Raw genomic sequence first — 26746 nt, 5'->3', positions numbered from 1 at the left:
AGAACCGGAACGATCATAAACAATCAGATCCACTGGACCTGTGCTTCATTGTTTTTTCTGTCCGTGACTTCACCGATGAAAAACGCCGGCTCATTCATGGCCTTGAGCCGGTCCATGACGTCTTCGGTCGATTTTTCCGGAATCACCAGAATCATGCCGATGCCGTTGTTAAAGGTCCGGTGCATCTCGGCATCCGACACATGACCGGATGCCTGGAGCAGGTCAAATATGCGCGGTCTTTCCCAGGCATTTTTTCGGATCAGGATTTTGCAGGCATCCGGAATCACCCGGATGATGTTTTCATCGATGCCGCCCCCCGTGATATGGGCCAGTCCGTGAACGGGCAGGTCCCGCATCAGATTGTGGATAGAGGGCACATAAATGGTGGTGGGCCGCAGCAGTTCCTCTCCCAGCGTGGTGCCCAGTTCCGGCATGTGGGTGTGTACATCAAATTTGCAGTGATCGAAAAATATTTTTCTGACCAAAGAAAATCCATTGGAATGAACACCGCTGGACCCTAAGCCGATGAGCTGATGTCCCGGACGGATGTAGGAGCCGTCGATAATTTTATTGTTGTCCACAATGCCCACGGAAAACCCGGACAGATCATATTCACCGGGTTGATAAATCCCCGGCATTTCAGCGGTTTCCCCGCCGATCAGCGCGCATCCGGCTTTGGTGCAGCCTTTGGCAATGCCTTTGATGATCTGTTCCGCCACGGTGTTGTCCAGCCGGCCCATGGCCAGGTAATCCAGAAAAAACAACGGTTTGGCGCCCTGGACAATGATGTCGTTGACGCACATGGCCACCAGATCGATGCCGATGGTGTCATGCCGGTCCATGAGAAACGCGATTTTCAGTTTGGTGCCCACCCCGTCCGTGGAACTGACCAGTACGGGATTGGGTATATTGGACAGATTGAGAGAAAACAGGCCGCCGAACCCGCCGATTTCTCCCATGACACCGGATCTGGGAGTGGATCGGGCAATATCCTTGATCCGGTCCACCAGCTGGTTGGCTTTGTCGATATCAACCCCGGCATCTGCATATGTTAAAGAATCATTCATGAAATTCACCTTGTCTGGGCAATTGGCTGTCAATAAAACCCTAAGATGATAAACAGTCGGGTCTTAAAAGTCAAAAGCTTTTTGACATGGCCGCCGTTATCATGTATTTATCCAAACTTAACCTGTGGTTTGAAATTAACGGATCCATTTTCGGAGAAAAAACGCCATGAAAACTATCCACATCGGCATCCTCGGGCTGGGGGTGGTGGGCACGGGGGTGGCTGACCTGCTGACCCGGAAAAGCCGGCTGCTGGCATCCCGGACCGGGGCCCATCTGAACCTGAAAACCATTGCAGATCTCGACATTGACACGGACCGCGGTATCGATCTTTCAACCCCGGCCCTGGTGACGGATGTCATGGCCGTATTGACGGACCCGGATATCGATGTGGTGGTGGAACTCATCGGCGGCCACACCCCGGCCAGACAGTTTATCATGACGGCCCTTGAAAACGGCAAACATGTGGTCACGGCCAACAAGGCCCTGCTGGCCGCCTGCGGGGGTGAACTGGTGGAGACGGCCCGGAAAAACCGGGTGGACCTGGCGTTTGAAGCCAGCTGCGGCGGGTGCATGCCCATCATCAAAACCCTGCGGGAATCCCTGGTGGCCAATGACATCAAATCCATGTCCGCCATTTTGAACGGGACCTGCAACTATATCCTCTCCCGGATCTCAAAGGACGGGTCCACATTTGAAGAGGCCCTGAAGACCGCCCAGGAACTGGGGTTTGCCGAAGCCGAACCCTCTTTGGACATCGACGGCCATGACACGGCCCATAAACTGGCCATTCTCAATGCCCTGGCCCACGGCATGGAAATCAATCTGTCCGACATCCATGTGGAAGGCATCCGGGACATCACGCCCATGGACATTGAATTTGCCAAATCATTCGGATACACCATCAAGCTGCTGGCCATCGGCAAGCGTCACAAGGATCATGTGGAAGCCCGGGTCCATCCCACCATGATCGACAACACCAATCCTTTGTCCCATGTGGACCATTCCATGAACGCCATTGCCATTGATGCGGATGCCACGGGCAAAACCATGCTCTATGGTCACGGGGCCGGAATGATGCCCACGGCATCGGCCGTGCTCAGCGACATTGCCGACATTGCCAGAAATATCATCGCAGGCACCACGGGCCGGGTCCCCATCCTGGGGTATCCGCAAGAAAATATCCGGCATATTCCCATTTTGTCCATGAACGAACTTGTGACCCGATATTACCTGCGGTTCGAGGCCCAGGACCATCCCGGGGTGCTGTCCCGGATTGCCGGCATTTTAGGGGAGAACAAAATCAGCATCAGCTCCGTGCAGCAGCAGGGGCGCAATGCCAGCGGGACTGTCCCCGTGGTCATGATCACCCACACGGCCAAAGAGGAATGGATCCAGCGGGCTTTGGGCCGGATCACGGAAACCGATTGCGTGATAAAGCGTCCCATGGTGATCCGCATTGAAGATGAGGAGGCACAATGAAACTGATTGTGGCGGATCTGGAAGGGGTGTTTTTACCGGAAATCTGGATCAATGTGGCAAAAAAAACCGGTATCAAGGAATTGCGGCTGACCACCCGGGACATTAAAGACTATGATGTTCTGATGTCAAAACGTCTGGCCATTTTAAAGGACAATCACCTGACAATCCAGGACATTCAGCAGGTCATCGCCACCCTGGATCCCTTGCCCGGCGCAAAAGAAACGCTGGACTGGATCCGGTCCCGGTCCCAGTTCATTATTTTATCGGATACGTTTGAAGAGTTTGCCCGGCCCCTGATGGCCAAACTGGGGTTTCCCACGCTGTTGTGCCACAGCCTGACCATGGATGCCCAGGGCAATATCACCCATTACAATCTGCGTATTGACAACCAGAAACAGAAAGCCGTGCAGGCGTTTCAGGCCTTGAACTATCAGGTGATCGCTTTCGGGGATTCTTATAATGATATTGCCATGATTCAGGCTGCAGACCATGGATTTTTCTTTAAACCCCCGGAAACCGTGGCGGCAGAATACCCGGATATTTCCGTGACAAGGGATTATGATGAACTTAGAGCCATGCTGTCCCGGCTGCTGGATTCATGACCATGGATATTGATCGGTTTCAACAGATTCGAGTTCTCGTGATCGGGGATCTGATGATCGATGAATACCTGTGGGGCCGGGTGGACCGCATTTCACCGGAAGCCCCCGTGCCCGTTGTGGCAGTGGAAAGAGAAAACCACACCCTGGGCGGGGCCGGGAACGTGATCAACAACCTCACTGCCATGGGCGCGCAAGTGTCGGCCATCGGCACGGCCGGAACCGGCAAGGCCGGCCGGATGATCCTGGAAAAGCTCAAAGATTCAGGGGTTTGCACCCACGGCATCATCAGCGAACCGGACCGTCCCACCACCCTGAAAACACGGATCATCGCTTCCAGCCAGCAGGTGCTGCGCATTGACCGGGAAGTGCGGCGGCCCATCAGCCCGGAGACGCTGGCCCGGCTCAAGGACATCATGACCGGCATGATGGACCAGGTGGACCTGATCATTATCTCCGATTATGACAAAGGACTGGTGACCTCCGAGCTGGTGGCCCATACCGTGGACCTGGCCCGGAAACACGGGGTCCTGACCCTGGCAGACCCTAAATCCCTGAAATTTGACAAATACGCCCGGGTGTCCGTGCTGACCCCCAATCAGAAAGAAGCGGCCGTGGCCGCCAACATGGACATCACCTGCCAGAAAGATCTGTTTGCCGCCGGTGAATCGCTTTTAAACACCGTGGCCCTGGACCGGCTGGTGATCACCTGCGGCAAACACGGCATGGTGCTGTTTGAAAAAAATGCCGCCCCCCATGTGATCGCATCAAGGGCCCGGCAGGTATTTGATGTGTCCGGGGCCGGGGACACGGTGATCTCTTTGCTGGGCTTAGGTCTGGCATCGGGCGCATCTTTTCTGGACAGTGCCGTGGTGGCCAATGCCGGGGCCGGTATTGTGGTGGGCAAAGTGGGCACGGCCACGCCCACGATTGCGGAATTAAAAAAAGTGCTTGACTCCAAAGAATAATTGCCCTATATTAGGCGAATTGATGCGGGGTGGAGCAGTCTGGTAGCTCGTCGGGCTCATAACCCGAAGGTCGTTGGTTCAAATCCTTCCCCCGCTACCAAAGAAACTAAGGGGTTCAGCGTTCGGCGCTGCCCCTTTTTGTGTTTTTATCGGCCATACGTGAACAAGCTTGAACAAGGAGTGGATCATGGATGACACGACCATTGTCAATCTGCTGGTGGATGACGCGCAGCATCAGGTGCTCAAAAAACTGACATCGACCCTGCCGGATGTGATTCTCAACGAGCGGCAGATCTGTGATTTCGAACTGCTGGTCACAGGGGTGTTTTCCCCGTTGACCGGTTTCATGACCCGGGTGGATTACGAATCCGTGCTGGACCGCATGCGCCTGTCATCGGGTGATCTGTGGCCCGTGCCAGTGTGCCTGGATATTCATGACACCCTGGCCGGCACTTTGGAGGCGGGCCAGTCCGTGGTGCTCCGGGACCCGGAAGGATTTCTGCTGGGCGTCATGACCCTGGAAGACATCTGGCCCGTGGACAAGGAAAATGAAGCCATGGCCGTGTACGGGACCCGGGATCCGGCCCATCCGGGGGTGGATTATCTGCGCAGCAAATGCGGGTCCCACTATATCGGCGGTCCCATCCAGGCCCTGAACCTGCCCATTCACCCGGATTTCCCCCAGATTCGCCTGACCCCGGCCGAAGTGCGGGAACGCTTCCGCAAGCTGGGATGGCACCGCATCGTGGGATTTCAGACCCGGCAGCCCATTCACCGGCCCCAGTTCGAGATGACCATCCAGGCCATGCAGAAAGCCCGTGCCAATCTGCTGCTGCTGCCCGCGGCCGGCATTCCCGGTCCGGACGATTTCGACCACTACACCCGCATGCGCTGCTATCAGAAAGTAGGGACTCACTATCCCCCCAACTCCCATCTGCTCAACCTGCTGCCTTTGGCCATGCGCATGGCCGGTCCCAGAGACGCGGTCCTGCATATGATCATCGGCAGAAATTTCGGATGCACCCATTTTGTGATCGGACACAACCACGCCAGCCCGGGCAATGACAGTAGCGGGAATCCGTTTTATCCCGCGGACCGGGCCGAGGCCCTGGCATCTGAAGCGGCCAGAGAACTGGGCATTGACCCCGTGTTTTTTGAAGAAATGGTGTATCTGCCGTTTGACGATGAGTTCTGCCTGGCCAGCGAGGTGAACGGGTCCCGGGAAACCATTTCTTTTACGGGCAAAGACATCCGGGACCGGATCAGGAAGGGCAAGAAAATCCCGGACTGGGCCACATTTCCCGAAGTGATCCAAGAGCTGGACCGCTCCTATCCCAGCCCGGCCCGCCAGGGATTCACCATTTTTTTCACGGGCCTGTCCGGGGCCGGCAAATCCACCATTGCCAAAGTGCTGTATGCCCGGTTCCTGGAGATGGGGACCCGGCCCGTATCGCTTCTGGACGGGGACATTGTCCGCCGCCACCTGTCTTCGGAACTCAATTTTTCCAGGGAACACAGAGACATCAATGTGCGGCGCATCGGATTTGTGGCCTCGGAGATCACCAAAAACCGGGGCATTGCCATCTGCGCCCCCATCGCTCCTTACCAGCGCACCAGAGACGAAATCCGCAAAGCCATTGAACACTACGGCGGTTTCTTTGAAATCCATGTATCCACCCCCATCACGGAATGCGAAAAAAGAGATCGTAAAGGCATGTACGCCAAAGCCCGGGCCGGACTCCTCAAAGGGTTCACAGGGGTGGACGATCCCTATGAAACCCCGAAACAGCCGGAACTGCGCATTGACACCACCCGCATCACCCCGGAAGAGGCGGCCCGGGAGGTGTTGCTTTTGCTGAGCCGGAAAAAATTTGTGTGAAAAATTTAAAAAATAGGGGTTTTCTCTTATTGACAATGCCGGTCGTTTGAGGTTAAAACAGTAGCCATTGTGAACAAAATAAAATCTATTCATCGTAATCAGGCAATAAACAGTAATTATGATCGACACCCATTCACACATTTTACCGGCACTGGACGACGGTGCTCAAAGCATTCAGCAGTCAATGGATTTCGTTATTCAGGCTGTGGATCAGGGTGTCAAGGTCATATTTGCCACGCCCCACTGCTGTGACGGGGTGTATGATTGCAAAAAAACAGACATTCTTGCTGCCTGGCAGGAACTGTGCCATGCCGTGGACCGGGCCGGTGTGGACATCCGGATTCTGCCCGGCGCGGAGATCCGGGTCAATCACGATCTGGTGGCCCGGTTTGATGCCGGTGATCTGCTGACACTGGGAAATACGGGCCGTTATCTGCTGCTGGAACTGCCGCCCATGTTTATCCCGCATGCGTTTTTTAAAATGATTCATCAGCTCAAAGAACGGGGGATTATTCCTATTATCGCCCATGCTGAGCGAAATCCCATGATTATGTCCCAGCACGGGCTGGCTGCGGATCTTATTTTCCAGGGAGCCCGGGTTCAGGTGACCGCCGGGAGCCTTACGGGTGATTTTGGGCGAGGACCCCTTAAAATGGCCAGAACCCTGGCACAGAACAACCAGATTTTCTGTCTGGGATCTGATATTCATCCGGGCAGAAAGTACCGCATGAAAACAGCTGAAAAAAAACTGAACAAATTAATTGATTCGGCCGATACATATCAAATACTTCAAAAGAATCCTGAACAGTTATCAGAACCATCTCCTGGTGCCGGGAACCATTCCCGGACCGGAAATATACGGGGTGCGATAAATTTTTGAAAATATTTTGATTTGGTAATAATCAAAAAATAAAAAAGGAGAAACCCTATGAAGATCCTCGTCAGACAAGTCCGATTGATGGTCCTGGCCCTGGCAGCCATGGCTTTGTTGGGTCTGGTTGCTGATCAGGCCATCGCCCAGCTGACCCCCCAGGAGCAGGCGGAGATTCAGGCAGCCGCAGCTGCTGGAAATTCCCAGGCAGTCAAAGAAGCCACCAAAAGAGCGGTCAAGCGGGCCGTCGCCGCCGGTGAAGACCCGGAAGCCGTCTCCAAACAGGCAACATCTGCCGCAGTGTCAGCTGCTGTCAACGCCGGACAGAGCCCTGCGGCTGCCGCCGAGGCTGCCGGTTCCGGTTCAACATCGGGTGCCGTGGAGGCCGCTGTTGAAACGGGTCAGGATGTGGCTGCCGTGACTCAGTCAGCCAGTTCAGGTGCCACCTCCGGCGCAGTGGAAGCTGCCACAGCGACCGGACAGGATGTGGCTGCCGTGACCCAGTCAGCCGGTTCAGGCGCCACTTCCGGGGCCGTGGAAGCTGCTGTAGCGACGGGTCAGGATACAGGCGCCGCCGCCAGTTCTGCCAGTTCAGGTGCTACTTCCGGTGCCGTGAGAGCTGCCGCCGCAGCGGGTCAGGACACAGCCGCTGCTGCCAATGCCGCTGCTTCAGGTGCTACTTCCGGTGCCGTGAGAGCTGCCGCCGCAGCGGGTCAGGACACAGCAGCCGCCGCGAATGCCGCTGCTTCAGGTGCCACGTCTGGTGCCGTGAGAGAAGCCGCCGCCACGGGTCAGGATACAGCAGCCGCTGCCAGTGCCGCCAGCAGCGGTGCCACCTCCGGTGCTGCCAGTGCTGCAGTTGAAACCGGCCAGGATAGTGCAACTGTATCCGGTGCCGCCAGTTCAGGTGCCAATTCAGGTGCCACCCAGGCCGCCCAGGAAACCGGCCAGGATGTCGAAGCTGTCTCTGAAGCCTCACAAACCGGCTCAGAACAAGGACAGGAACAAGCACAACAAGAACAGCAGCAACAGCAGCAACAGCAGCAACAGGAAGCCGAACCCGAACCCGAACCCGAACCCGAACCACTACCAGAACCCGAACCAGAACCAGAACCGCCCCTGCCTCCGGATGAGCAGGATGCAAGTCCGGTTTGATCCGACGGAAAGAAGATCCGGTATAATAATCTTAAAGGGAATGGATATTCAATAATTACGAGGACTGGAGATTACCTATGAAATCGTTTTACCCCTACTATATCATCGTCAGTGTTCTGGCGGCCTTATGCCTTGTCCTGACGGGCAGCCCGGCCTTTGCCCAGGAGCGCCTGCTGGTCAAACCCCATATCCAGGTGGACTGGCAGTCAGACAGCAACTTTCATAAAGCGGAAAACGCAGAAAAAAGTGTGTATACCTACACGGTCAAACCCGGCATCAACTTAGGGTACACTACAGGCAAAACTCTGATGTCTCTGGATTACTCTTTCCAGCGCTTCATGTATGATGACCAGGATGAAAACATGCCCGGTCAATTGGATGCGGATGAATTTGACTACACCGCTCACAATGCCGCGTTCCGCTTCCAGAGCCAGGTGTCCCAGCGGGTGCTGCTGGGACTGGACAACACATTTATCAAAACCCGGGATCCGGCCAGTGCCGATGCCAACGACAACAGCGTGGACCGGTACAAATACACCCTGAACCGGTTTTCTCCCGGAGTGAATTACAAGTTCGGTGATAAGTTCAGCTTAGGTGTCAAATACACCAACCTGTACACGGATTATTCAGATGACGGCCCCGGACAGGGGGAAGATTCCGTGGAAAACCGGGGCGGGCTCACCTGGCTTTACCGGTTCAGCCCCAAAACATCCTTTGACCTGAATTATCAGCTCTGGGAAAGGGACTATGACAAAAACTCCGTGGATTATACCTCCAGCCAGGTCATGGTCAATGCCAGACACCAGATCAATTACCTGACCTTCGGGGCCGGGGTGGGATATCACAATCGTGAATTCGACCGGACCGTTCCCTCCGGAGACATTGACCAGTTTGTATGGAAAGTGTCTGTGCTGGGCCAGAATCCCCCGGATGCTAGAACCGTTCCCAAAAGCTCGATTTATCTGTCTTTCGGCTCCAACCTGAACGATTCAGGAACGGGGGACACCTATTTCACCTCCACGCGCCTGGATGCCCGGCTTACCTATCTGGTCATGGAAAAGATCAACTGCATTATGTCCGGGTATTACCAGAATTCCGACTATGAAACCTCTTCCCGTGAAGATGACCGGTGGCTGGTTTCTCTGGGTGCGGACTACCTGATCAACCGTTTCTTTACCGTGGGACTTTCCGGCGGACTGGAAGAAAGGGATTCCAACCAGGCGGGAAAGAGTTTTGACAATGAGTATGTGATGCTCAAAGCGAAATTCAATTATGACCTGGGGTCTAAATAGACCCGGACAGTCGTTGTCAGTAAATTATCAACATATTGTCTAAGCAGAAAAATAATGGTATGAAAGAAGATCTTTATACCATTATTTTTTTGCAATGCCTTATAATATAAATGGGAAAATGATGCAGGATTTTTCAAAGTTCAGTTGGGTGGCTTTTTTGGGGCTCCTGGTGTGGCTGGTATGGGTGCCCTGTCCGGAAACGGCCGCATCCGACGATGCCGTGTATCGCTTAGGTGCCGGTGATGTGGTCCAGATATCCATTCTGGCCGGCGGGGAAGAGCAGGTGGCCAAAGAGATGGTGGTAGGGGACACGGGCGATGTCACCGTGCCGTTCATCGGTAAACTGCCGGCAGCCGGTCTCACCATCAATGAACTGGAAAAACAGATCATTCCTCCTTTGGCCAGAGACTTTTTTGTGGACCCCCAGGTGCACTTGCAGATCAAGGAATACCGCAGCCTTCAATTTTTCATTTCCGGGGCCGTCAAAGAACCCGGGGTGTTTTCCCTGGATTTCATGCCCACCATCATGGACCTGATCGCCAAAGCCGGGGGCGTGACCCCGGAGCGGGGCAACCTGGCCTATGTACTCCGGGGCATGAAAGACCCGGTGCGGATGGCCGAAGAACCGGCCATGGAAGAACTGGAGGAGCTGGACGCGGAAGTGCCCACCCAGTCCATCCGGGGCACCAAACCCATTATCGTGGATTTGCAGCGGCTTTTGGATGAAGGAGACATGACGGAAAACATCCGCCTGGCCACGGGAGATACCGTGTATATACCGCCGGGCACCAAACTGAACCAGGCCGCCACCAAGATCTATGTCCAGGGCGAGGTCAAAAAACCCGGGGTGTTCGATTTTCAGCCCGGTATGACGGCCCTGGCCGCCTGCATCATGGCCGGCGGGTTTGACCAGTTTGCCGCCCCCAACCGGGCCCGGATCATCCGGCAGACCGACTCGGAACGTAACGTGATCACCATTGATCTTAAAAAAGTTCAGACCGGGGATGCGCCGGATTTGCCCCTTCAGCCCGGCGACCGGATCCATATTCCTGAATCATGGCTGTAACCCAAGGAGACCCCATGCAAGACACCCCTTCTGAATCCTTTTTTCAGGAAAAAGAAATACATCTGTCCGAGTACCTGATGGTGCTCATGAAACGGCGGACCCTGATTATCCTGGTGTTCATCCTCACGGTTCTGGCTGTAGCATTTTACAGCTATTCCGTGGCACCCGTGTATGAATCTTCGGCCAGACTGATCCTTGACAAGGAAAGTTCCAGCTCCCCCATCACGGGTGAGCGCACGGACTATGAATCCTACCATTCCCAGACCATGACATTCAACACCTCCATCAACATGATCAAATCCACGCCCGTGATCAAAATGGTGATCGATGCCCTGGACCTGGATGCCCGGAAAGGCGGACAGGAAAAAGATCTGGAAATCAACCCTTTCAGAAAGTGGTTGTCCCAACTCAAGGCCAATATCAAACTGCTGATAAAAAAAGATGAACAGGAAGATGGGTTGACACCGGAGGAAACGGAAAATCGGCGGCTCCAGGGACTGGTGTCTGCCATCAGAAGCAAAATCACGGTGGAGCAGATCAGGGACACCCGGCTGCTCAACATATCCGTCAAAGACAAGGACCCGGAACTGGCCGCGGCCATGGCCAATACCCTGGCAGCCAAATTCATGGAATTCAACCTGGCCAACAAAATGGACGCCTCCAAGCAGACCCTGGCCTGGCTCAATGAAGAACTCTATGACCTGCGCAAAAAACTGGAAGATGACGAGCAGAAGTTTTTCGACTACAAGCAGGAAAACATGGTGTTTTCCATCGAGGGCAAGCAGAAGCTGGCGGAACAGAAAATCCAGGAGTTCAACAACAAATATCTGGAAACCCGCAACAAACGCCTGGAGCTGGACGCCAAGATCAATGAACTGGATAAAAACTTAGGCACCCTCAAAGGGGTGGCCAATGTGCGTTCATTGATCAACAACCCCATTATCGAGAGCATCTATGCCAAGGTCGTGGATCTGGAGATCGAGCTGTCCCGGCTGGCCAAGATTTACAAGGGCAAGCATCCCAAGATCGTCCAGGCCCAGACGGAACTGGAAAAAACCAGAAACAGCCTGTCCCAGGAGATTGCCAAGGAAAAGGAAAATCTCAAATCCGAGCGCAAGGTGCTGTTTGCCCGGGAAAAAACACTGGAAAGCACGCTGGCCGAGTTTGAAAAAGAAGCCCTGGACACTTCTTCAAAAGAGTTAAGATATACCATTCTCCAGCGCAATGTGGACACTTCCAGAAACCTGTATGATCTGATGGTGTCAAGAATCAAGGAATCCAATATTCTTCAGACGGCCAACACCTCCAACATCCGGCTCGTGGAAACGGCCCAGGTACCCGTCGGCCCGGTCTCCCCCAACAAAAAGCGCAACCTGCTGCTGGCCATGGTGCTCGGGGTGTTTTTCGGGTGCGGCCTGGCGTTTTTCTTTGAATACATGGACCAGACTGTGCGCACGGAAGAAGACATTCAGCAGCATTTCAACCTGCCCGTGCTGTCCGTGATTCCCAAAGCAGATAAATCCGTTTCCTATGGAGCCTATCATTGATTTTCAGAAAGAATAAAAAAAGATCCAAAGAATCCGACAGAGAAAGACTGTTGGTCAGTTTTCCGTCCAATTCCAGGTATGCCGAATCCTACCGGACCCTGCGCACCAACCTGTTTTTTTCAGGTATGGACAATGAGGTGCAATCCATTGTGGTGACCAGTGCCGTGGAAAAAGAGGGCAAGACCACCACGGCCATCAACCTGGGACATGCCATTGCCCAGACGGACCGTCAGGTCCTGGTTGTAGACGGTGATCTGCGGCGCCCTTATTTGACGTCCCTGGTGGCGGCCAAACCGGAACTGGGCGTGACCGAACTGGTCACGGAAGTGTTCGGGGTGCATCTGACCCAGGGCAGCCTGGACGAATTTGCCATTGCCGATCTGATCCAGCTGACCCGGCTTCAGAAGCGGTCGGTCCGTCTGGACCTGAAAAATAAAGACACCCGGGCAGCCCTTGTGTTTGACAAAGGAAAAATGATCGATATTTCCTGGATGAACCGGCCGGAATCCAAGCAACTGGTCAACACTCTGATCCGGGATAACCTGCTGACTGAAGAACAGGCCCAACTGGCGTTGAGCCACCAGAAAACCTCGGCCCACTATCTGGGCAATATTTTGCATACCATGGGGCTGGTTTCCCGGAAAGACCTGTCCCGGGCGCTTTCTGTCCATACCATTGAAGCCATTCGGGCCGTATCAGCCATGGAAACGGGTTCTTTCGAATTCTCACCGCCCCCCCGGGACCAGTCAAAGATCGACGTCCCCCAGAATCTTGATTTTGAAAAACTGTTTGCGGAATTCAATATCGGCGAAAACACTTTGAAATACTGCAATGCCGCCATTGAAAGCGCCGTGCTTCCCACGGATGTGGACAACCTGTTCATCCTGGCGGCCGGCAAGACCCCGCCCAATCCGGCCGAGGTGGTGGGGTCCAGCCGCATGGCGTTTCTCATTGATACGTTGAAAACCCGGTTCGACTTCATCATCATCGATACCCCGCCCGTGACCCCGGCCACGGATGCCCTGCTGCTCGCACCCATGGTCGACGGCACCTTGCTGGTGGTCAAATCCGGCAACACAGACCGCAAAATCATCCAGGATGCCGTTGACCAGTTCAAGGCCGTGAAACAGCCCATCATCGGCATGGTGCTCAACCAGGTGGACATGAGAAAAGAGGGGTATTACAAGTACTACCAGAAGTACTATACATCCTATTATGGCAGTAAATAAACGCCGGGTTCTGCTGGGCCTGATCCTTTTTGTCCTTGCGTTGTTTCTGGCTTCCTGCGTGCTGGTGGTCCGACCCAGGTTTCTGGCCCAGCAGGGGATCAAAGCCATGCGGACCGGGGATTATGCCCGGGCCGTGTCCAGTTTAGAACAAGCGGAAGCGGCCCGGCCCGGCATTTTAAACAACACCCTGTTTACGGCATCCGACCGGTTTCATCAGAACACATACCATGGCCGGGCCCTGTTTCATGATGCCACGAAAACCTGGCGCACCACTGGCCTGACCCGGGAGGTATTTGATCGGATGGCCGAGGCCCGGACCCGGCTTCAGGCGGCACAAGCCATTGAATCCGGGGATTATCTCACGATATTCTGGCTGGCCCGCACGGAACATTCCCTGGAACGGCTCCATCCCTGGCGCTTCCCCGGCACTCCCAACCCGTACAACGCCCATCCTTTGTACCTGGCAGCCACGGCCCTTCGGCCGGCCGGCATTTCCGTGCGCCAGGCCCATGCCAGATATCTTTATGAAACAGGCCGGCCGGATCAGATCCCGGCCCTGGTCACGGAAATGACCCGGATTTACCCCCCGGGTTACAGGAATTTGAAGAAAGAATCTTTTTATACCCCGGATCTGTTTCCGGCCATGGTTCAGGGCCTGGAACAGGCCGTTGCGGAAAACATCCGGCCCCGGGAGGCGTTGTCGGCCCTGTCCCGGATGTACGGGGACCAGAACAATTTGACGGCCGCCATTTCCTGGTTTGAAACATATCTTGCCCATGATCCTGGCGCCAACACGGCCAACGATTTTCTGCATCTGGGATCGTTGCTGGTGCAGGACAGCCGGTACGAGGACAGTTATCCCGTGTTTGTCAAAACCCTGGAAATCCCGCCGGACCCGGAAGGGTATCTGGGGCGGATCTATGGTGTGTTCAAGTCCCGAAAGGCCTTGATTCCTTTTTTGTCTTTCGGCGATTATCTTGACGGGTCCCATCTGTCCATTCCGGCCCTGGACCTGGTCACGGCCCGGTGCTACCTGGACATGGACCAGGTGTTTCTGGCCAAAGAAAAACTGCGGCAGATCATTGAAACCGTCCCCACGGCCCCGGCCTGCATTTTGCGGGCGCAAATCGCCCAAAAGGAAAAAGACTGGGACACCATGGAGGAGATGAGTCAGCAGGCCACCCGCCTGGATCCTTACAACCACACCTATCACTATCTCTTCGCCCAGGCGTTGAACATCCGTAAAAAATACGCTGCCGCCGAACTGGCCGTCACCCGGGCCATGGAAACCTATTCCGGCAAAAGTTACGGGTATTACGATTTCCGGGCCTGGACCAGGTGGCATCAGGAAAAATTCCAACCCGCGGCCAAAGACTGGGAGGCCGCTTTTGCCCTCAAACCCGACCGGGCTGATTTCCCATACCGGGCCGCTTTGGCATACGAGCGCATTGCCCAGCGCACCAAAGCCCTGGCCCTGGCTGCCAAAGCCCTTGAACTGGCCCCGGACAACCCATCCTACCAGGATCTGCATTTTCGTCTCAATATCTGACGCGGGGCAGGGCAATCAAACCCCCCTGATCACAAAATTTAACACGTAAAAACCCGGGGTCAGGCCAGCAGAGCCTGCCGTCTTCGAAGCTTTATGGCAGCTGCAACCTTTACAAACTTCCAACAACCGCAGCATGGCGCAAGGCGCATGCCTTATGACAAAGAACATCGGAAAGCCGTGTACGGGAAAACCGTACGCACGGTTTGATGAGGGAGCACTGAGGAGAAACAAATGACATCCGGAACACGTAGTAGCCGCGTGCGGCAAGGCGTTAAACAAAAGGGCCGGGGTATCTGTCCGAATCAGTGCTCTACTCTACCCGAAAACTCTTTGATGGAATTGTATGACCCCAAAGTTGCTACTTGAAAAACAGTAGGGTTTTGTTACAATTGTTTCATGCTCATCAATTATTGGACTGATAATTGAAAAAGAAGGAGTCCCAATGAGAGTATATACAGCAATCATTGAAAAATGCAAAAAAACAGGACTGTACATAGGATCTGTACCGGGATTTCCAGGTGCTCATTCCCAGGGTGAAACTTTGGATGAATTAAATACAAATCTAAAAGAAGTGATTGAAATGCTTCTTGAGGATGGAGAACCTGACATAGAAGGTAACATTGGGTCAGACCCCCATTTTCCCCTTGACAATCCCGACAAACCCAAATATATTCGTTCCTTTGATGAACATCACCGATTGGTTACCCGGAACCCCCATGTAACCGACAGAGCGGAGCTATGCCCGGATCCCCAAAAAACAGCCCCAAAAAACCAGCGCCCAAAACCCGGCACCCAGCACCCCATACCCAGCACCAACTCAACATCCAGTTCCAGCTTTTACAGCTTTTGGCGGAAAACCCTCACATGTCCCAGCGGGACCTGAGCCGCAAAATGGGTGTGGCCCTGGGCAGGGTCAATTATTGCCTGACCGGCCTCAAGGAAAAAGGGTTCATCAAGCTGGAAAATTTCAAGGGCAGCCCCAGCCACCTGCGGTATGCCTACATCCTGACCCCGAGCGGATTTGAAGAAAAACTGCGCCTCACTCTCCGGTTTTTGAAACGCCGCCTCAGACAATACGATGAAATAAAAACCCAGATCCAGACCCTGTCCCAGGAGGTCGCCCAAACCGACCCCACCCTCCTGAAAGACCTGAACCTGCCCATTAACTTAAAACTTAAAACTTAAAACTGAAAACTGAAAACTTTTATGAAAATCGCAATTATCGGCCTCGGCTACGTCGGCCTCCCCCTGGCCCGGCTCTTTGCCGCCAGATACCCCGTCGTGGGATTTGACATCAACCAGGCCCGTGTCACGGAGCTGATGTCCGGCCACGACGCCACCCTGGAAGTCGAAGATGATGTCCTGCAGCGCGTGCTGCTCACACAACCCCCGCACACCCAGGAACCGCCCCCCAACGGTTTGTTCTGCACCACAAACCTCGATGACATTGCCGGCTGCACCGTCTACATCATCACCGTGCCCACGCCCATCGACAAAAACAACCGCCCCGACCTGACCCCGCTGATCCGGGCCTCGGAAGCCGTGGGCAAAGTCATCTCCAAAGGGGACATCGTGATTTATGAAAGCACGGTGTATCCCGGTGCCACGGAGGAAGACTGCATCCCCGTGGTGGAAAAAACCTCGGGCCTGACATTCAACACCGATTTTTTTGCCGGGTACTCTCCGGAACGCATCAACCCGGGCGACAAAGAACACACCGTGGAAAAGATCAAAAAAGTCACCTCCGGCTCTACCCCTGAGACCGGCCATAAAGTGGATGCCCTGTACCGCTCGGTCATCACGGCCGGCACCCACCTGGCCCCAACCATCAAGGTGGCCGAGGCTGCCAAGGTCATCGAGAACTCCCAGCGGGACATCAACATCGCCTTTGTCAACGAGCTGGCCAAAATTTTCAACCGCATGGACATCGACACCCATGCCGTGCTGGAAGCCGCCAACACCAAGTGGAACTTTCTGCCCTTCAAACCCGGCCTGGTAGGCGGCCACTGCATCGGCGTGGACCCCTATTACCTGGCCCAGAAAGCCCAGGAAGCCGGATACCACCCCGAGATCATCCTGGCCGGCCGCCGCATGAACGACAGCATGGGCGCTTACGTGGCTTCCGAAGTGGTTAAACTGATGATCAAAAAAGGCAAACCCGTCAAAGGCACCCGGGCCCTGATGCTGGGCATCACCTTCAAGGAAAACTGTCCGGACATCCGCAACACCCGGGCCATTGACATTGTTCACGAACTCACGGACTTCGGCATGACCGTGGATGTGTTCGACCCCTGGGCCTCCCCATCCGAAGTGATGCATGAATACGGCATCCAAACCATCACCCAATACCCGGAAAACGACGGCTACACCGCCATTATCCTGGCCGTGGCCCACAAACAGTTCCTGTCCATCGACCTCAACGCCCACAAACAAACCGGCACCATTATCTACGATGTCAAAGGCATCCTGGACAAATCCCTCACCCACGGCCGACTCTAGTGAACTGTGAACTGGGTCTGACCCGGCCAACTATCTTGTTTTATTATAAAAAGCATCTAAAATAAGATTAAAAAAGGCCTTAAACCATACTTTTTAATACCAAAAAGATGTGTTTAAGCATGTAACCATGCCACGTAGAAAAAGAATCCATATTCCTGGCTTTTTATGGCACATTACCCACAGGTGCCATAAAAAAGAACACCTGTTAAAATTTGAAAAGGACAGAAAAACCTGGAGAGACTGGCTTTTCAAAGCTAAAAAACGTTATGGTCTCAGGGTGATTACTTACGCGGTAACATGCAATCATATCCATCTGCTGGCCGTGGACAGTGGTAAAGATGTCATTTCCAAAAGCATGCAGCTGCTGTCCGGCAAAACAGGGCAGGCGTACAACGTCCGGAAAAACCGTAAGGGTGCTTTCTGGGAGGATCGTTTTTATACCACTGCCATTGAAAATGGGGTTCATCTGTTGAGATGCATGGCGTATATTGAGTTGAACATGGTTCGGGCAGGGGCTGTGAAACATCCAAAAGACTGGGAATTTTGCGGCTATAATGAAATTTTAGATCCTCCCCGGCGGTATCGGCTGATTGATGGAAACGCCCTGCTATCCAGTTGTGGGATAACCGATCCGGATGAATTCAGGACATATTATGAAGAATTGGTTGCGCACTCTTTGCAGCAAGGCACCTTACGTCGCGAAAGTTTATGGACCAATAACCTGGCAGTGGGAAGCCGTCAATATATCGAGCAAAATCAGGACAAATTTGGAAGACAACATAAGATAAAGGCATTGCCGGCACCGGTTTTTAAGATTAACCAACCTGGGCAAATAAGGGTCAAAAATGATTCAAATTCCAGGGGAAATGGGGGCATTGAAGATTATGTGATCAAAGAATCTCAACTTGCTTACGATGCTTATTTTACCCTTGAAAACTGGGCGCTAAAGGGTGAAAATTCAGTTTTTTGGAATGTTTTTCCTTTAACAACAGATACTTGATTGGGTCTGACCCCGATTAGGACAATAAAGCAGGCCTGACCCCATGATGAAAATTTTTGTAGCCGGTCACCGAGGCATGGTAGGCAGCGCCATTGCCAGACATCTTAACACCCTGGGACAGACCCGGATCATCACCCGGACCCATCAGGAAATGGATCTCCTGGACCCGCAGGCGGTCATGGACTTCATGCAGGCTGAAAAACCGGACCAGGTGTACCTGGCTGCGGCCAAAGTCGGCGGCATCCATGCCAACAACACCTTTCCGGCGGAGTTCATCCATGACAACCTGGTGATTGAAACCAATGTGATCCAGGCTGCCCGCAAAAGCGGTGTGCACAAACTGCTGTTTTTAGGCAGCAGCTGCATCTACCCCCGAAACGCAGCCCAGCCCATGGCGGAAGAAGCCCTGCTGACCGGCCCCCTGGAGCCCACCAACGAACCCTACGCCATTGCCAAAATTGCCGGCATCAAGCTGTGTGAAAGCTACAACCGCCAGTACGGCACAGACTACCGCAGCGTCATGCCCACCAACCTGTACGGCCCCGGGGATAACTATCACCCGGAAAACAGCCACGTGATCCCGGCCCTGCTGCGCCGGTTCCACGAAGCCGTCCAGAAGCAGGCCCCGGAAGTGGTGATCTGGGGATCCGGCACGCCTAAGCGGGAATTCCTGCACGTGGATGACATGGCCGCCGCCACCGTCCACGTCATGAACCTGGATCCCGCCACATACCAGGCCCACACCCAACCCATGCTCTCCCACATCAACGTGGGCACCGGCATTGACTGCACCATCCGGGAACTGGCCCAAACCATCGCCAAAGTCACTGGCTTCACCGGCCGCCTGACTTTTGACACCACCAAACCCGACGGCACCCCCAGAAAACTCCTGGATGTGTCCAAACTCAAAGCCCTGGGGTGGGTTCCTTCTATACCTTTGGAACAGGGGTTGTTGGAGGTATATCGGGCGGAGAGTTTTAAGTTTTAAGTGTTAAGTTTTAAGAAAGGGAGGAATGGGTGGCTTATACTTCGTTTGAGGAGTTGGAGGTTTGGAAGAGGGGGTGCCGGGTGGCGGTGGAGATTTATGAGATGATGAAAGACTGCCGGGATTTTGGATTGAAAGATCAGATCACCCGATCGGCGGTTTCAATTGCCAGCAACATTGCTGAAGGCGCAGAAAGAGATTCAAAACCCGAATTCATCCGCTTTCTCAACATAGCCAAAGGCTCCGCCGCCGAACTAAGAACCCAACTCTACATTGCCCAACGCATCGGCATTATATCAACATCTGACAAAAACCACCTGATCCCCGAACTAAAACAAATATCCGCCATGCTCCAAGGCCTCATAACCTCCATAAGAAACCAACTTAAAACTTAAAACTGAACACTTAAAACTTTTATGAAAAAAGCATTAATCACCGGCATCACCGGCCAGGACGGCGCCTACCTCGCCGAATTCCTCCTGGCCAAAGGCTATGAGGTCCACGGCATCAAACGCCGGGCCTCCCTGTTCAACACGGACCGCATCGACCACCTCTACCAGGACCCGCACCAGACAGACCGCCACCTGATCCTGCACTACGGCGACCTCACGGATGCCACCAACCTGATCCGCATCCTCCAGCAGGTCCAGCCCGACGAGGTCTATAACCTGGCAGCCCAGAGCCACGTCCAGGTGTCGTTTGAATCCCCGGAATACACGGCAGACACGGACGCCCTGGGCACCCTGCGCCTCCTGGAAGGGATCCGGCTCCTGGGCCTGGAAAACAAAACCCGTTTCTACCAGGCCTCCACGTCCGAACTGTACGGCAAGGTCCAGGAAACCCCCCAGACCGAAAAAACCCCGTTCTACCCCCGGTCCCCCTATGCTGCCGCCAAGCTCTACGCCTACTGGATCACGATAAACTACCGGGAAGCCTACAACCTGTATGCCTGCAACGGCATTTTGTTCAACCACGAATCCCCGCTGCGGGGCGAAACCTTTGTCACCCGCAAGATCACCCGGGCCCTGTGCCGCATCCACTTAGGGTTGCAGGACTGCCTGTACCTGGGCAACCTCAACGCAAAACGCGACTGGGGCCACGCAAAAGACTACGTGGAGATGCAATGGCTCATGCTCCAGCAGGACTTCCCGGACGATTATGTCATTGCCACGGGCGAGCAGCACTCGGTCCGTGAATTTGTGGACCTGTGCGCGGCCGAACTGGGCATGACCCTCCAGTGGCAGGGCACGGGCATCGATGAAATCGGCATCGATCCTGCCACCAACAAAACCATCGTGGCCATAGACCCCCGGTATTTCCGCCCTACGGAAGTGGACACCCTGCTCGGAGACCCGGCCAAAGCCCGCCGGAACCTGGGCTGGACCCCGAAAATCACCTTCAACACCCTGGTCAAAGAGATGACCCGGCACGACCTGGCCCAGGCCCAGAAAGACCAACTCTGCCACCAGGCCGGCTACCCCGTCTACAACCACAACGAATAACCGGAGAATGGTGTCAGGCCTGACCCCGGCCCTGATCGAATTGAAAAACCAGATTCAGAGCAATCCGGACCCGGCGGTCAGTCGGGGCTGAAAAGTGGTAACACCCGGTTCAAAAAAAGAAACCAAACCCTGGGTGCCGTGCAGGCAAAACCAGTTATAATACTGCTTGACCGGCTTGTTGCATTTGTAAAGGCGGTGATACTTTCGGCCTTTTTTTGCTGACAAAATCTCTGGCAGCCACAGTCCTGACATTTTCCTTATCAGTGATGATACAAAGCACATGGTTGCCTTTACCTGAAAATGAATCCGCATATGCTTTTTGAACAAACTGCAGCTTGGCGCCGTTTACACCCCCATCCATCGAGGGCCACCAGAAAATCTGAGCATCATGTTTAGCCGCCTGTTTGGAAATATGAGAGTTGAGCTGGTCAGTGAAGATTCTCATAATCGCGTTTGATTTTCTGGAAAACCCCATGGTCCTGAGGAAAAGAACCACACAGGCCAAAGAAAAGAACTTCAGGATATAGCCCCGGATGATGACCCGGTCAAAGCAGGTGTAATTAAATTTGATGTTTTCAGAACTTCAGTTCGGTAATTTATAAGAGCAGAATGGGATGAAGAAGCAAATGTATTTGTTGCAAGCAGTGAAGATGTCCCGGCCCTTGACCCTGGTGAACAAGGGACTGACCCCACCCCACTATTGACTTGTTGCCGTTCTTAGCGATAGAATATGCCTGTAATCTTGATTTATTGGGAGATTTTATGATGAAATTGATCACCAAACAATATATCGTTGATGAAAACAATCGAAAGATAGCCGTTCAAATTCCCATTGAAGATTTTGAAAAAATCGAGCAGCTGTTCGAGGATTATGCATTGTTTCATTTAATGAAAGACAACCAGGGAACTGAGTTGCTGGAACAAACAGATGCTGAAACATATTACAAACAGTTGGTTAAAAACGATTGAAGGTAAGATACAGAAAAAAGTTTTTAAAAGAACTGTCTCTGATTCCTGCAGCACAAAGAACAAAAATCGAACAGTTCGTTTTTAAATCACTCTCCGCCACCGTCCGGAAAAGCCTTAAACATCAGAGCATAAAACAATGCAGCAAGTTGAGCAAGAAAGCATTATAGCAGCATGGCTCCGCGTCTCCATTTTCGAAACTTTTTTAAGCCTGACCCCAGGCAAAATCCTTAAAATCCACTTTTTGACCCCAAAAACCAGGCACTAAGAGGAAAAATCAGCCAAGATTTGACTTATTTTCCTATAAAAACAAACACTTACCAGGGTCAGACCCCGCTTATTCAATAACGCAGACCCCATGCCACCATGGAATTTGCTTTTTTTGTAAAAAGCCCTATAATCAGACTATGTCATGTTTTTTAAATGATAATTTGAGAAAGGTCACAATGCCGACTACAATCAAAAATATAAAAGGGACGGAACTGCCCCCTTCATTACGAAACAGATTCAATGTCAAGGAACATCAATTCCTGACAGTTACCATTGAAGTTGAAGACGATAATATGTGGGATACGGTTATTGAGTCTGCTCGACAGACCCATAAAGATGTAAAAATGGGAAAACCGATTCCCACAATTCAAGACGTGTTGAAAAACCTCTAATGTACATCATCCGTCCCCTTGCTTTCTTTCCCCGGGATCTCAAAAAACTCAAGAAAAAGTATCCTCAAATTAAAAAAGATTTAGAACCTCTCATTGAAAAACTTGAGCAGGGAATTTTTGAAGGGGATAAATTGCAGGATTTTATCGGTGATGTGTATAAAGTCCGTGTCGGTTCGATTGATCAAAAGAAAGGGAAAAGCGGCGGATTCAGGGTTTTGTATTATGTCGTAACAGAAACCGGGAATATCTGGCTTCTGCACATATACGCCAAAGCGAACCAGCTTAACCCCACTGCTGAACAAATCAGAACATTAAACCGAATTCTTGAAGATTTATTATAGGTTTTGCCCCACCCCCGTTAGTCCGATGCGCCAATACTCAACCCCCCAATAACTACAATAACGCAGGCCTGACCCCTTGTTTAACCTTGACAAAATTACCCTATAAGGTTAATTTGATATATGGAAAAGCGAAAACCGCATTATGATCTTTCAACCGTGCAATCCGCTATCCGTTTGCGTGGTGCGGATGCTTTTACCGCAACTGCGTTGATCGGTGCCCAGGCAATGGGGCTTGAAGTCACTCAGGCCATCGAAGCGGTTTGTTCCATGCGGCGTTCCGACTTTTATAAAAGCATGACGACCTATGCTGCAAGCCAGGTTTGGCAGGATGTTTATTGCCCGGAAACACCTGCTGGAATAGCCTATGTCAAGGTTACTTTGCGGCAGGATGGGTCGATTGTGATTCAGTTCAAGGAGAAATGAGATGAAGCGTGAATGTTTAAATTGCGGAGAAAAAGAGATGGTGCATGCTGCCCGGGATGTGCCGTATACCTATAAACGGCACAATATAGTTATTTCCAAGATCAAGGGGTGGCACTGTGGCAATTGCGGGGAAGTGGAATTCGAGGCAGGTGAGGGTGTTCGCTTTGCTGAGGCCATAAAGCAACTTGCCAAAGAAGTTGACAAAAAAGAAGCGACTGAACTGGCAAGAATTCGTAAAAAATTGAAACTGACTCAGCAACAAGCCGCATTACTCACAGGGGGAGGGCCAAATGCATTTTCCCGTTACGAGCGAGGTAAGACCAAACCACTTCAATCAGTTACCAATTTGTTTAAACTCCTGGATAATCATCCAGAACTGCTTGATGAAATACAGATGGGTGGCAGGCCCTGACCCCATCCCGGTTAGTCCGATGCCCCAATACCCAACCCCCCAATAACTACAATAACGCAGGCCTGACCCCGAAATGCACTTTTGGCAACAGGCATGTGGTTACGCTTTCAAGGCAGGTCTCAGCAGGATCCGGAATCGGGTGATTGCCAGAGTGTTCAGAGAGCTTGGACTGATGGAAGAGTGGGGAAGCGGATACAGGAGAGTTACAGACAGTTGTACCAGGGCTGGTTATCCCGTGCCGGAATGGCAGGAGGTGGGACCGTCTCTGCGGGTCACAATATTTCCTCATCCGGAAGCAAGGGAGCAGTTGATCGATGTCCCTGTAAATGTCCCTGTAAATGAAAGACAGGCATGGTTCATAGAACAGCTCCGCAATGGCAGGAATTGTAAATCTTCAGAACTGGCAGCACAATGGCAGATCTCGGGAAAGACCGCCAAACGTGATATTGCTGATTTGAAAAAGAAAGGTTTGATAACGTTTATCGGTGCACCCAAAACCGGAAAATATGTGCTGGCGGAATAATCAACAAACCCCTTTACATCAACCATGATCTGTTTTAGAAATACAACCTTACTGCACCTCCATCGGTTAAACGCCCATCCAGCATGTAACCGACAGAGCGGAGCTATACCCAAAACTTAACACTTAACACTTAACACTTAACACTTAACACTTTACCCCCCCAATAACTACAATAACGCAGGCCTGACCCCGAAATGCAGCGCTGCCCGAGATATGAAAGACTCCCGCTGGTATCATCAGGTGGGTAAAAGCACTTGTCGGGGTCAGACCCCGCTATTGAGAAAATCCGCATCCTATAAAAAAAGTTATCCTTATTAACTTTACAGCTTATAATATAATAAAGATCATTTTAAATAGTTGGTAAGATGCAATATAGAATTGCATACATCACTGGAAAAAATGATTTCACTCTTAAAATATTGATGATCGCTAAAAGGGAAAACTTTTATAAAATTCTGAGAAAGCGTATTTGATAAAATCATCTGAAAACAGCAACTTAACTGGGTCAGGCCTCCAATAAAGTCTGTGGCCCTTTCTATACAGGAACTTTAGTTCGATAACAATATGGGAATCAATATATTTCTTTCAGTTTATCCGGAAAAAATCGACAGCGACGATTGGCAAATCGTTTATGCTGAAACATTGCAACTGTTGAAAGCCTGTGGGATCGCCGGTTTGAAGCGGGATAAAATCGTTCTGAATGGCGACGCATTGGAGCGGACTATTTATACCAGGAACCTGGAAAGAGAGATTGAGTCTCAATCGGACAGGCACTGGCATGCCAATGGAATCATGGGAGATTATGAGTTTGGGGAATCATTCCGTCTGTACAAAAATATTCGTAGATACGGAGAATTTCATACAGAACTGTATGTGGATATTTTAGTTGATAAGATCAATGATTATCAAGATCACGACGGTATAAAACATCGCAATTTTTTTGATGGAAAGACCCAGGGCCAATCTTATCATATCCCGATTTTGGCTTGCGCGATGCTGGTTGAAGCCTGGTTTCCCATGTGGGCGATGGTAAGCGGAGATATCGACATTTATCAGGCAGAAGAGGCCGGACAATTAATTAAAGAGCATTTGGGCAAAGAGATTTCATTACCGGTTTGTGTCGACAAAGTCAACTTATTGGATCGATTGTCGAAACATTATCAAGGGCCGGAATTACTGGATTGCTTTCATCAATTGATTCAGGAGGACAGGGGGCGTGACCGAGGAGAAATCTTACAATTTTTATTCGATAGATGTGAAAGGGGCGAAGTTGAACAGTGGTTTTCCGAAAATTTGAAAGCATACCAAAGTGCCGGTCAATTTGGGGCGATCGATTTAATGACCGATTGGTTCAATGCAGACCAGGAATTGTCGAGGTTGATACAAATTGCTTGTTTACAGGAAAACGGTGCTTGCTTCAATTCGCTTGATTTCGCACGTGGATTGGCCGCAACCTGGATATCGATCCCCAAAGAGCTTGTCCGGCAATTGGAGCTGCTGCAGCTCCCCAAAGGTCAGCCGCACGGGGTCTGGTCTTTATTTGGAAATGTGTTTTTGGATATGTTTGGGGGCAAAGGTCGGAACATTCGTTCCTATATTTCTGAAAGCGAAGTGTTATCCGTATTTGAAACTTTTTTTCCTGATGACAAAGAGATACAAGCCGAATATACAAAGCAAACAAAAAAACTCATTGAATCTCTCGATCTTACATCCCTGGGCATTGATTTTAAAGCACTCATGGAGGAATATGCCAATACTGATGATCAGTTCCGTGCCGATGGTGAGGCGTTTTTTATGTTGAACTCGGAGGCAGACCTGACAACGGGTCAAGAGATGTTTTTGACAGCGATTGCTCGTAATGTTCATCGGTATAATGATGGCGATTCCAAGAAAAAGGAAATTCTGACAGATACCATAAACGGCTTAAAAAAAATGATCATCAAGATCAGTGACAAATACGGACCTGTCTGTACGGAAAAAGCCTGGGAGTGGATCGATGGAGAGACAGACCGGGAATTGTTGGTGTGCTTGTTGATTTTGACTATTCTGAAAGGGGATCAGCGTGATTATGTCGCTGTAAAACAGGCGATTTTCGAAAAACGTTGGTTGGCCTGTAAAGTGCTGTCCTTATCCAAAGATGAAAACGCAATAGCGGAATTGGAAAATTTCTTCCCTTGACAACCCCGACAAACCCAAATATATTCGTTCCTTCAATGAACATCACCGGTTGGTTACCCGGAACCCCCATGTAACCGACAGAGCGGAGCTATGCCCGGACCCCCAAAAAAAAGCCCCAAAAAATCAGCGCCCAGCACCCAGCACCCAGCACCCCATACCCAACACCAACTCAACATTCAGTTCCAGCTTTTACAGCTTCTGGCGGAAAACCCCCGCATGTCCCAGCGGGACCTGAGCCGCAAAATGGGTGTGGCCCTGGGCAGGGTCAATTATTGCCTGACCGGCCTCAAGGAAAAAGGGTTCATCAAGCTGGAAAATTTCAAGGGCAGCCCCAGCCACCTGCGGTATGCCTACATCCTGACCCCGAGCGGGTTTGAAGAAAAGCTGCGCCTCACCGTCCGGTTTTTAAAGCGCCGCCTCAAAGAATACGAAGACATAAAAACCCAGATCCAGGACCTGACCCGGGACGTCGCCCAAACAGACCCCACCCTCCTGAAAGACCTGAACCTGCCCATTAACTTAAAACTTAAAACTTAAAACTTAAAACTGAAAA

At 52.0% G+C, this 26746-nt stretch carries 28 protein-coding genes and 1 tRNA gene; 27 read left to right on the top strand and 2 right to left on the bottom strand.

From position 1 onward, the window contains the following. Positions 1–23: 23 nt before the first annotated feature. On the bottom strand, positions 24–1067 hold the full coding sequence (gene purM, locus K365_RS0116305) for a phosphoribosylformylglycinamidine cyclo-ligase (protein ID WP_024335442.1): 1044 nt from the start codon (positions 1065–1067) through the stop codon (positions 24–26). Between the two features lie 166 nt (positions 1068–1233). Between purM and K365_RS0116295 the strand changes: the two genes are divergently transcribed. The 18 genes from K365_RS0116295 to gmd all read left to right on the top strand — a co-directional run bounded on the left by K365_RS0116295 (position 1234) and on the right by gmd (position 20688). Continuing rightward, on the top strand, positions 1234–2547 hold the full coding sequence (locus tag K365_RS0116295) for a homoserine dehydrogenase (RefSeq protein ID WP_024335441.1): 1314 nt from the start codon (positions 1234–1236) through the stop codon (positions 2545–2547). After that, positions 2544–3149, top strand: coding sequence for a bifunctional phosphoserine phosphatase/homoserine phosphotransferase ThrH (gene thrH, locus K365_RS0116290; RefSeq protein WP_006967292.1), 606 nt, complete (start codon positions 2544–2546; stop codon positions 3147–3149). The genes K365_RS0116295 and thrH overlap by 4 nt, the downstream gene beginning before the upstream one ends. Positions 3150–3151: 2 nt before the next feature. Further along, positions 3152–4114 carry a D-glycero-beta-D-manno-heptose-7-phosphate kinase gene (gene rfaE1, locus K365_RS0116285; RefSeq protein WP_245569198.1) on the top strand — a complete coding sequence of 321 codons (963 nt, stop codon included), beginning with the start codon at positions 3152–3154 and terminating at the stop codon, positions 4112–4114. Positions 4115–4137: 23 nt separating this feature from the next. Further along, positions 4138–4214 (top strand) — tRNA-Met (locus tag K365_RS0116280). 87 nt (positions 4215–4301) lie between these two features. Beyond that, positions 4302–5993 (top strand): bifunctional sulfate adenylyltransferase/adenylylsulfate kinase, encoded by a 1692-nt coding sequence (locus K365_RS0116275; protein WP_024335439.1) that lies wholly within the window; start codon positions 4302–4304, stop codon positions 5991–5993. Between the two features lie 118 nt (positions 5994–6111). Beyond that, positions 6112–6873, top strand: coding sequence for a tyrosine-protein phosphatase (locus tag K365_RS0116270; protein ID WP_006967295.1), 762 nt, complete (start codon positions 6112–6114; stop codon positions 6871–6873). A gap of 48 nt (positions 6874–6921) precedes the next feature. Further along, positions 6922–8019, top strand: a complete 1098-nt coding sequence (locus K365_RS26705; protein WP_024335438.1) for a hypothetical protein — start codon at positions 6922–6924, stop codon at positions 8017–8019. A 77-nt stretch (positions 8020–8096) separates the two neighbouring features. Then, positions 8097–9311 carry an outer membrane beta-barrel protein gene (locus K365_RS0116250; protein WP_024335437.1) on the top strand — a complete coding sequence of 405 codons (1215 nt, stop codon included), beginning with the start codon at positions 8097–8099 and terminating at the stop codon, positions 9309–9311. Positions 9312–9459: 148 nt separating this feature from the next. Continuing rightward, positions 9460–10377, top strand: a complete 918-nt coding sequence (locus K365_RS0116245) for an SLBB domain-containing protein (RefSeq protein ID WP_245569288.1) — start codon at positions 9460–9462, stop codon at positions 10375–10377. 14 nt (positions 10378–10391) lie between these two features. Continuing rightward, positions 10392–11924 (top strand): GumC family protein, encoded by a 1533-nt coding sequence (locus tag K365_RS0116240; RefSeq protein WP_024335435.1) that lies wholly within the window; start codon positions 10392–10394, stop codon positions 11922–11924. Continuing rightward, positions 11921–13153 (top strand): polysaccharide biosynthesis tyrosine autokinase, encoded by a 1233-nt coding sequence (locus K365_RS0116235; protein ID WP_006967300.1) that lies wholly within the window; start codon positions 11921–11923, stop codon positions 13151–13153. Before K365_RS0116240 ends, K365_RS0116235 begins: the two co-directional genes overlap by 4 nt. Beyond that, positions 13140–14702: a tetratricopeptide repeat protein gene (locus K365_RS0116230; protein WP_024335434.1), complete on the top strand. Its 1563-nt coding sequence runs from the start codon at positions 13140–13142 to the stop codon at positions 14700–14702. Before K365_RS0116235 ends, K365_RS0116230 begins: the two co-directional genes overlap by 14 nt. Positions 14703–15440: 738 nt before the next feature. Beyond that, the gene (locus K365_RS0116220) at positions 15441–15887 is read left to right on the top strand and encodes a MarR family EPS-associated transcriptional regulator (protein ID WP_024335432.1); all 447 of its coding nucleotides are present in this window, start codon (positions 15441–15443) and stop codon (positions 15885–15887) included. A 21-nt stretch (positions 15888–15908) separates the two neighbouring features. Continuing rightward, entirely contained in the window at positions 15909–17201 is a 1293-nt protein-coding gene (locus K365_RS0116215; protein WP_024335431.1) for a nucleotide sugar dehydrogenase, read from the top strand. A gap of 127 nt (positions 17202–17328) precedes the next feature. After that, positions 17329–18201 carry a transposase gene (locus K365_RS0116210; protein WP_024335430.1) on the top strand — a complete coding sequence of 291 codons (873 nt, stop codon included), beginning with the start codon at positions 17329–17331 and terminating at the stop codon, positions 18199–18201. A gap of 43 nt (positions 18202–18244) precedes the next feature. Further along, positions 18245–19189, top strand: a complete 945-nt coding sequence (gene fcl, locus K365_RS0116205) for a GDP-L-fucose synthase (RefSeq protein ID WP_024335429.1) — start codon at positions 18245–18247, stop codon at positions 19187–19189. A 29-nt stretch (positions 19190–19218) separates the two neighbouring features. Beyond that, a complete protein-coding gene (locus tag K365_RS0116200; protein WP_024335428.1) occupies positions 19219–19581 on the top strand; it encodes a four helix bundle protein in 363 nt (120 codons plus the stop codon). A 21-nt stretch (positions 19582–19602) separates the two neighbouring features. Beyond that, positions 19603–20688 carry a GDP-mannose 4,6-dehydratase gene (gene gmd / locus K365_RS0116195; RefSeq protein WP_024335427.1) on the top strand — a complete coding sequence of 362 codons (1086 nt, stop codon included), beginning with the start codon at positions 19603–19605 and terminating at the stop codon, positions 20686–20688. Positions 20689–20842: 154 nt separating this feature from the next. Here gmd and K365_RS0116185 read toward each other — a convergent pair whose 3' ends face one another. After that, complete coding sequence (locus K365_RS0116185; protein ID WP_024335426.1) at positions 20843–21163, bottom strand: hypothetical protein; 321 nt, start codon at positions 21161–21163, stop codon at positions 20843–20845. Positions 21164–21286: 123 nt separating this feature from the next. Here K365_RS0116185 and K365_RS29440 point away from each other — a divergent pair, with 123 nt between their 5' ends. The 9 genes from K365_RS29440 to K365_RS0116145 all read left to right on the top strand — a co-directional run bounded on the left by K365_RS29440 (position 21287) and on the right by K365_RS0116145 (position 26730). After that, positions 21287–21409, top strand: a complete 123-nt coding sequence (locus tag K365_RS29440; RefSeq protein WP_156887797.1) for a DUF1902 domain-containing protein — start codon at positions 21287–21289, stop codon at positions 21407–21409. 41 nt (positions 21410–21450) lie between these two features. After that, on the top strand, positions 21451–21657 hold the full coding sequence (locus tag K365_RS0116180; protein WP_245569197.1) for a RelB antitoxin-like protein: 207 nt from the start codon (positions 21451–21453) through the stop codon (positions 21655–21657). 443 nt (positions 21658–22100) lie between these two features. Then, on the top strand, positions 22101–22316 hold the full coding sequence (locus K365_RS0116175; protein WP_024335424.1) for a hypothetical protein: 216 nt from the start codon (positions 22101–22103) through the stop codon (positions 22314–22316). Beyond that, positions 22316–22657, top strand: coding sequence for a hypothetical protein (locus tag K365_RS0116170; RefSeq protein ID WP_024335423.1), 342 nt, complete (start codon positions 22316–22318; stop codon positions 22655–22657). The genes K365_RS0116175 and K365_RS0116170 overlap by 1 nt, the downstream gene beginning before the upstream one ends. 120 nt (positions 22658–22777) lie before the next feature. Continuing rightward, positions 22778–23080: a type II toxin-antitoxin system MqsR family toxin gene (locus K365_RS0116165; RefSeq protein ID WP_024335422.1), complete on the top strand. Its 303-nt coding sequence runs from the start codon at positions 22778–22780 to the stop codon at positions 23078–23080. Position 23081: 1 nt separating this feature from the next. Then, positions 23082–23492, top strand: a complete 411-nt coding sequence (locus tag K365_RS0116160) for a type II toxin-antitoxin system MqsA family antitoxin (RefSeq protein ID WP_024335421.1) — start codon at positions 23082–23084, stop codon at positions 23490–23492. Between the two features lie 73 nt (positions 23493–23565). Then, on the top strand, positions 23566–24015 hold the full coding sequence (locus K365_RS29135) for an ATP-binding protein (RefSeq protein ID WP_084489867.1): 450 nt from the start codon (positions 23566–23568) through the stop codon (positions 24013–24015). Positions 24016–24579: 564 nt separating this feature from the next. Then, positions 24580–26193: a hypothetical protein gene (locus tag K365_RS0116150; protein WP_024335419.1), complete on the top strand. Its 1614-nt coding sequence runs from the start codon at positions 24580–24582 to the stop codon at positions 26191–26193. 90 nt (positions 26194–26283) lie between these two features. Next, entirely contained in the window at positions 26284–26730 is a 447-nt protein-coding gene (locus K365_RS0116145; protein WP_024335418.1) for a MarR family EPS-associated transcriptional regulator, read from the top strand. Positions 26731–26746 lie beyond the last annotated feature (16 nt).

This window comes from Desulfotignum balticum DSM 7044, assembly GCF_000421285.1.
Classification (GTDB): domain Bacteria; phylum Desulfobacterota; class Desulfobacteria; order Desulfobacterales; family Desulfobacteraceae; genus Desulfotignum; species Desulfotignum balticum.
Note: the sequence above shows the minus strand (reverse complement) of the source record. Positions and strands in the feature narration are given on the sequence as shown.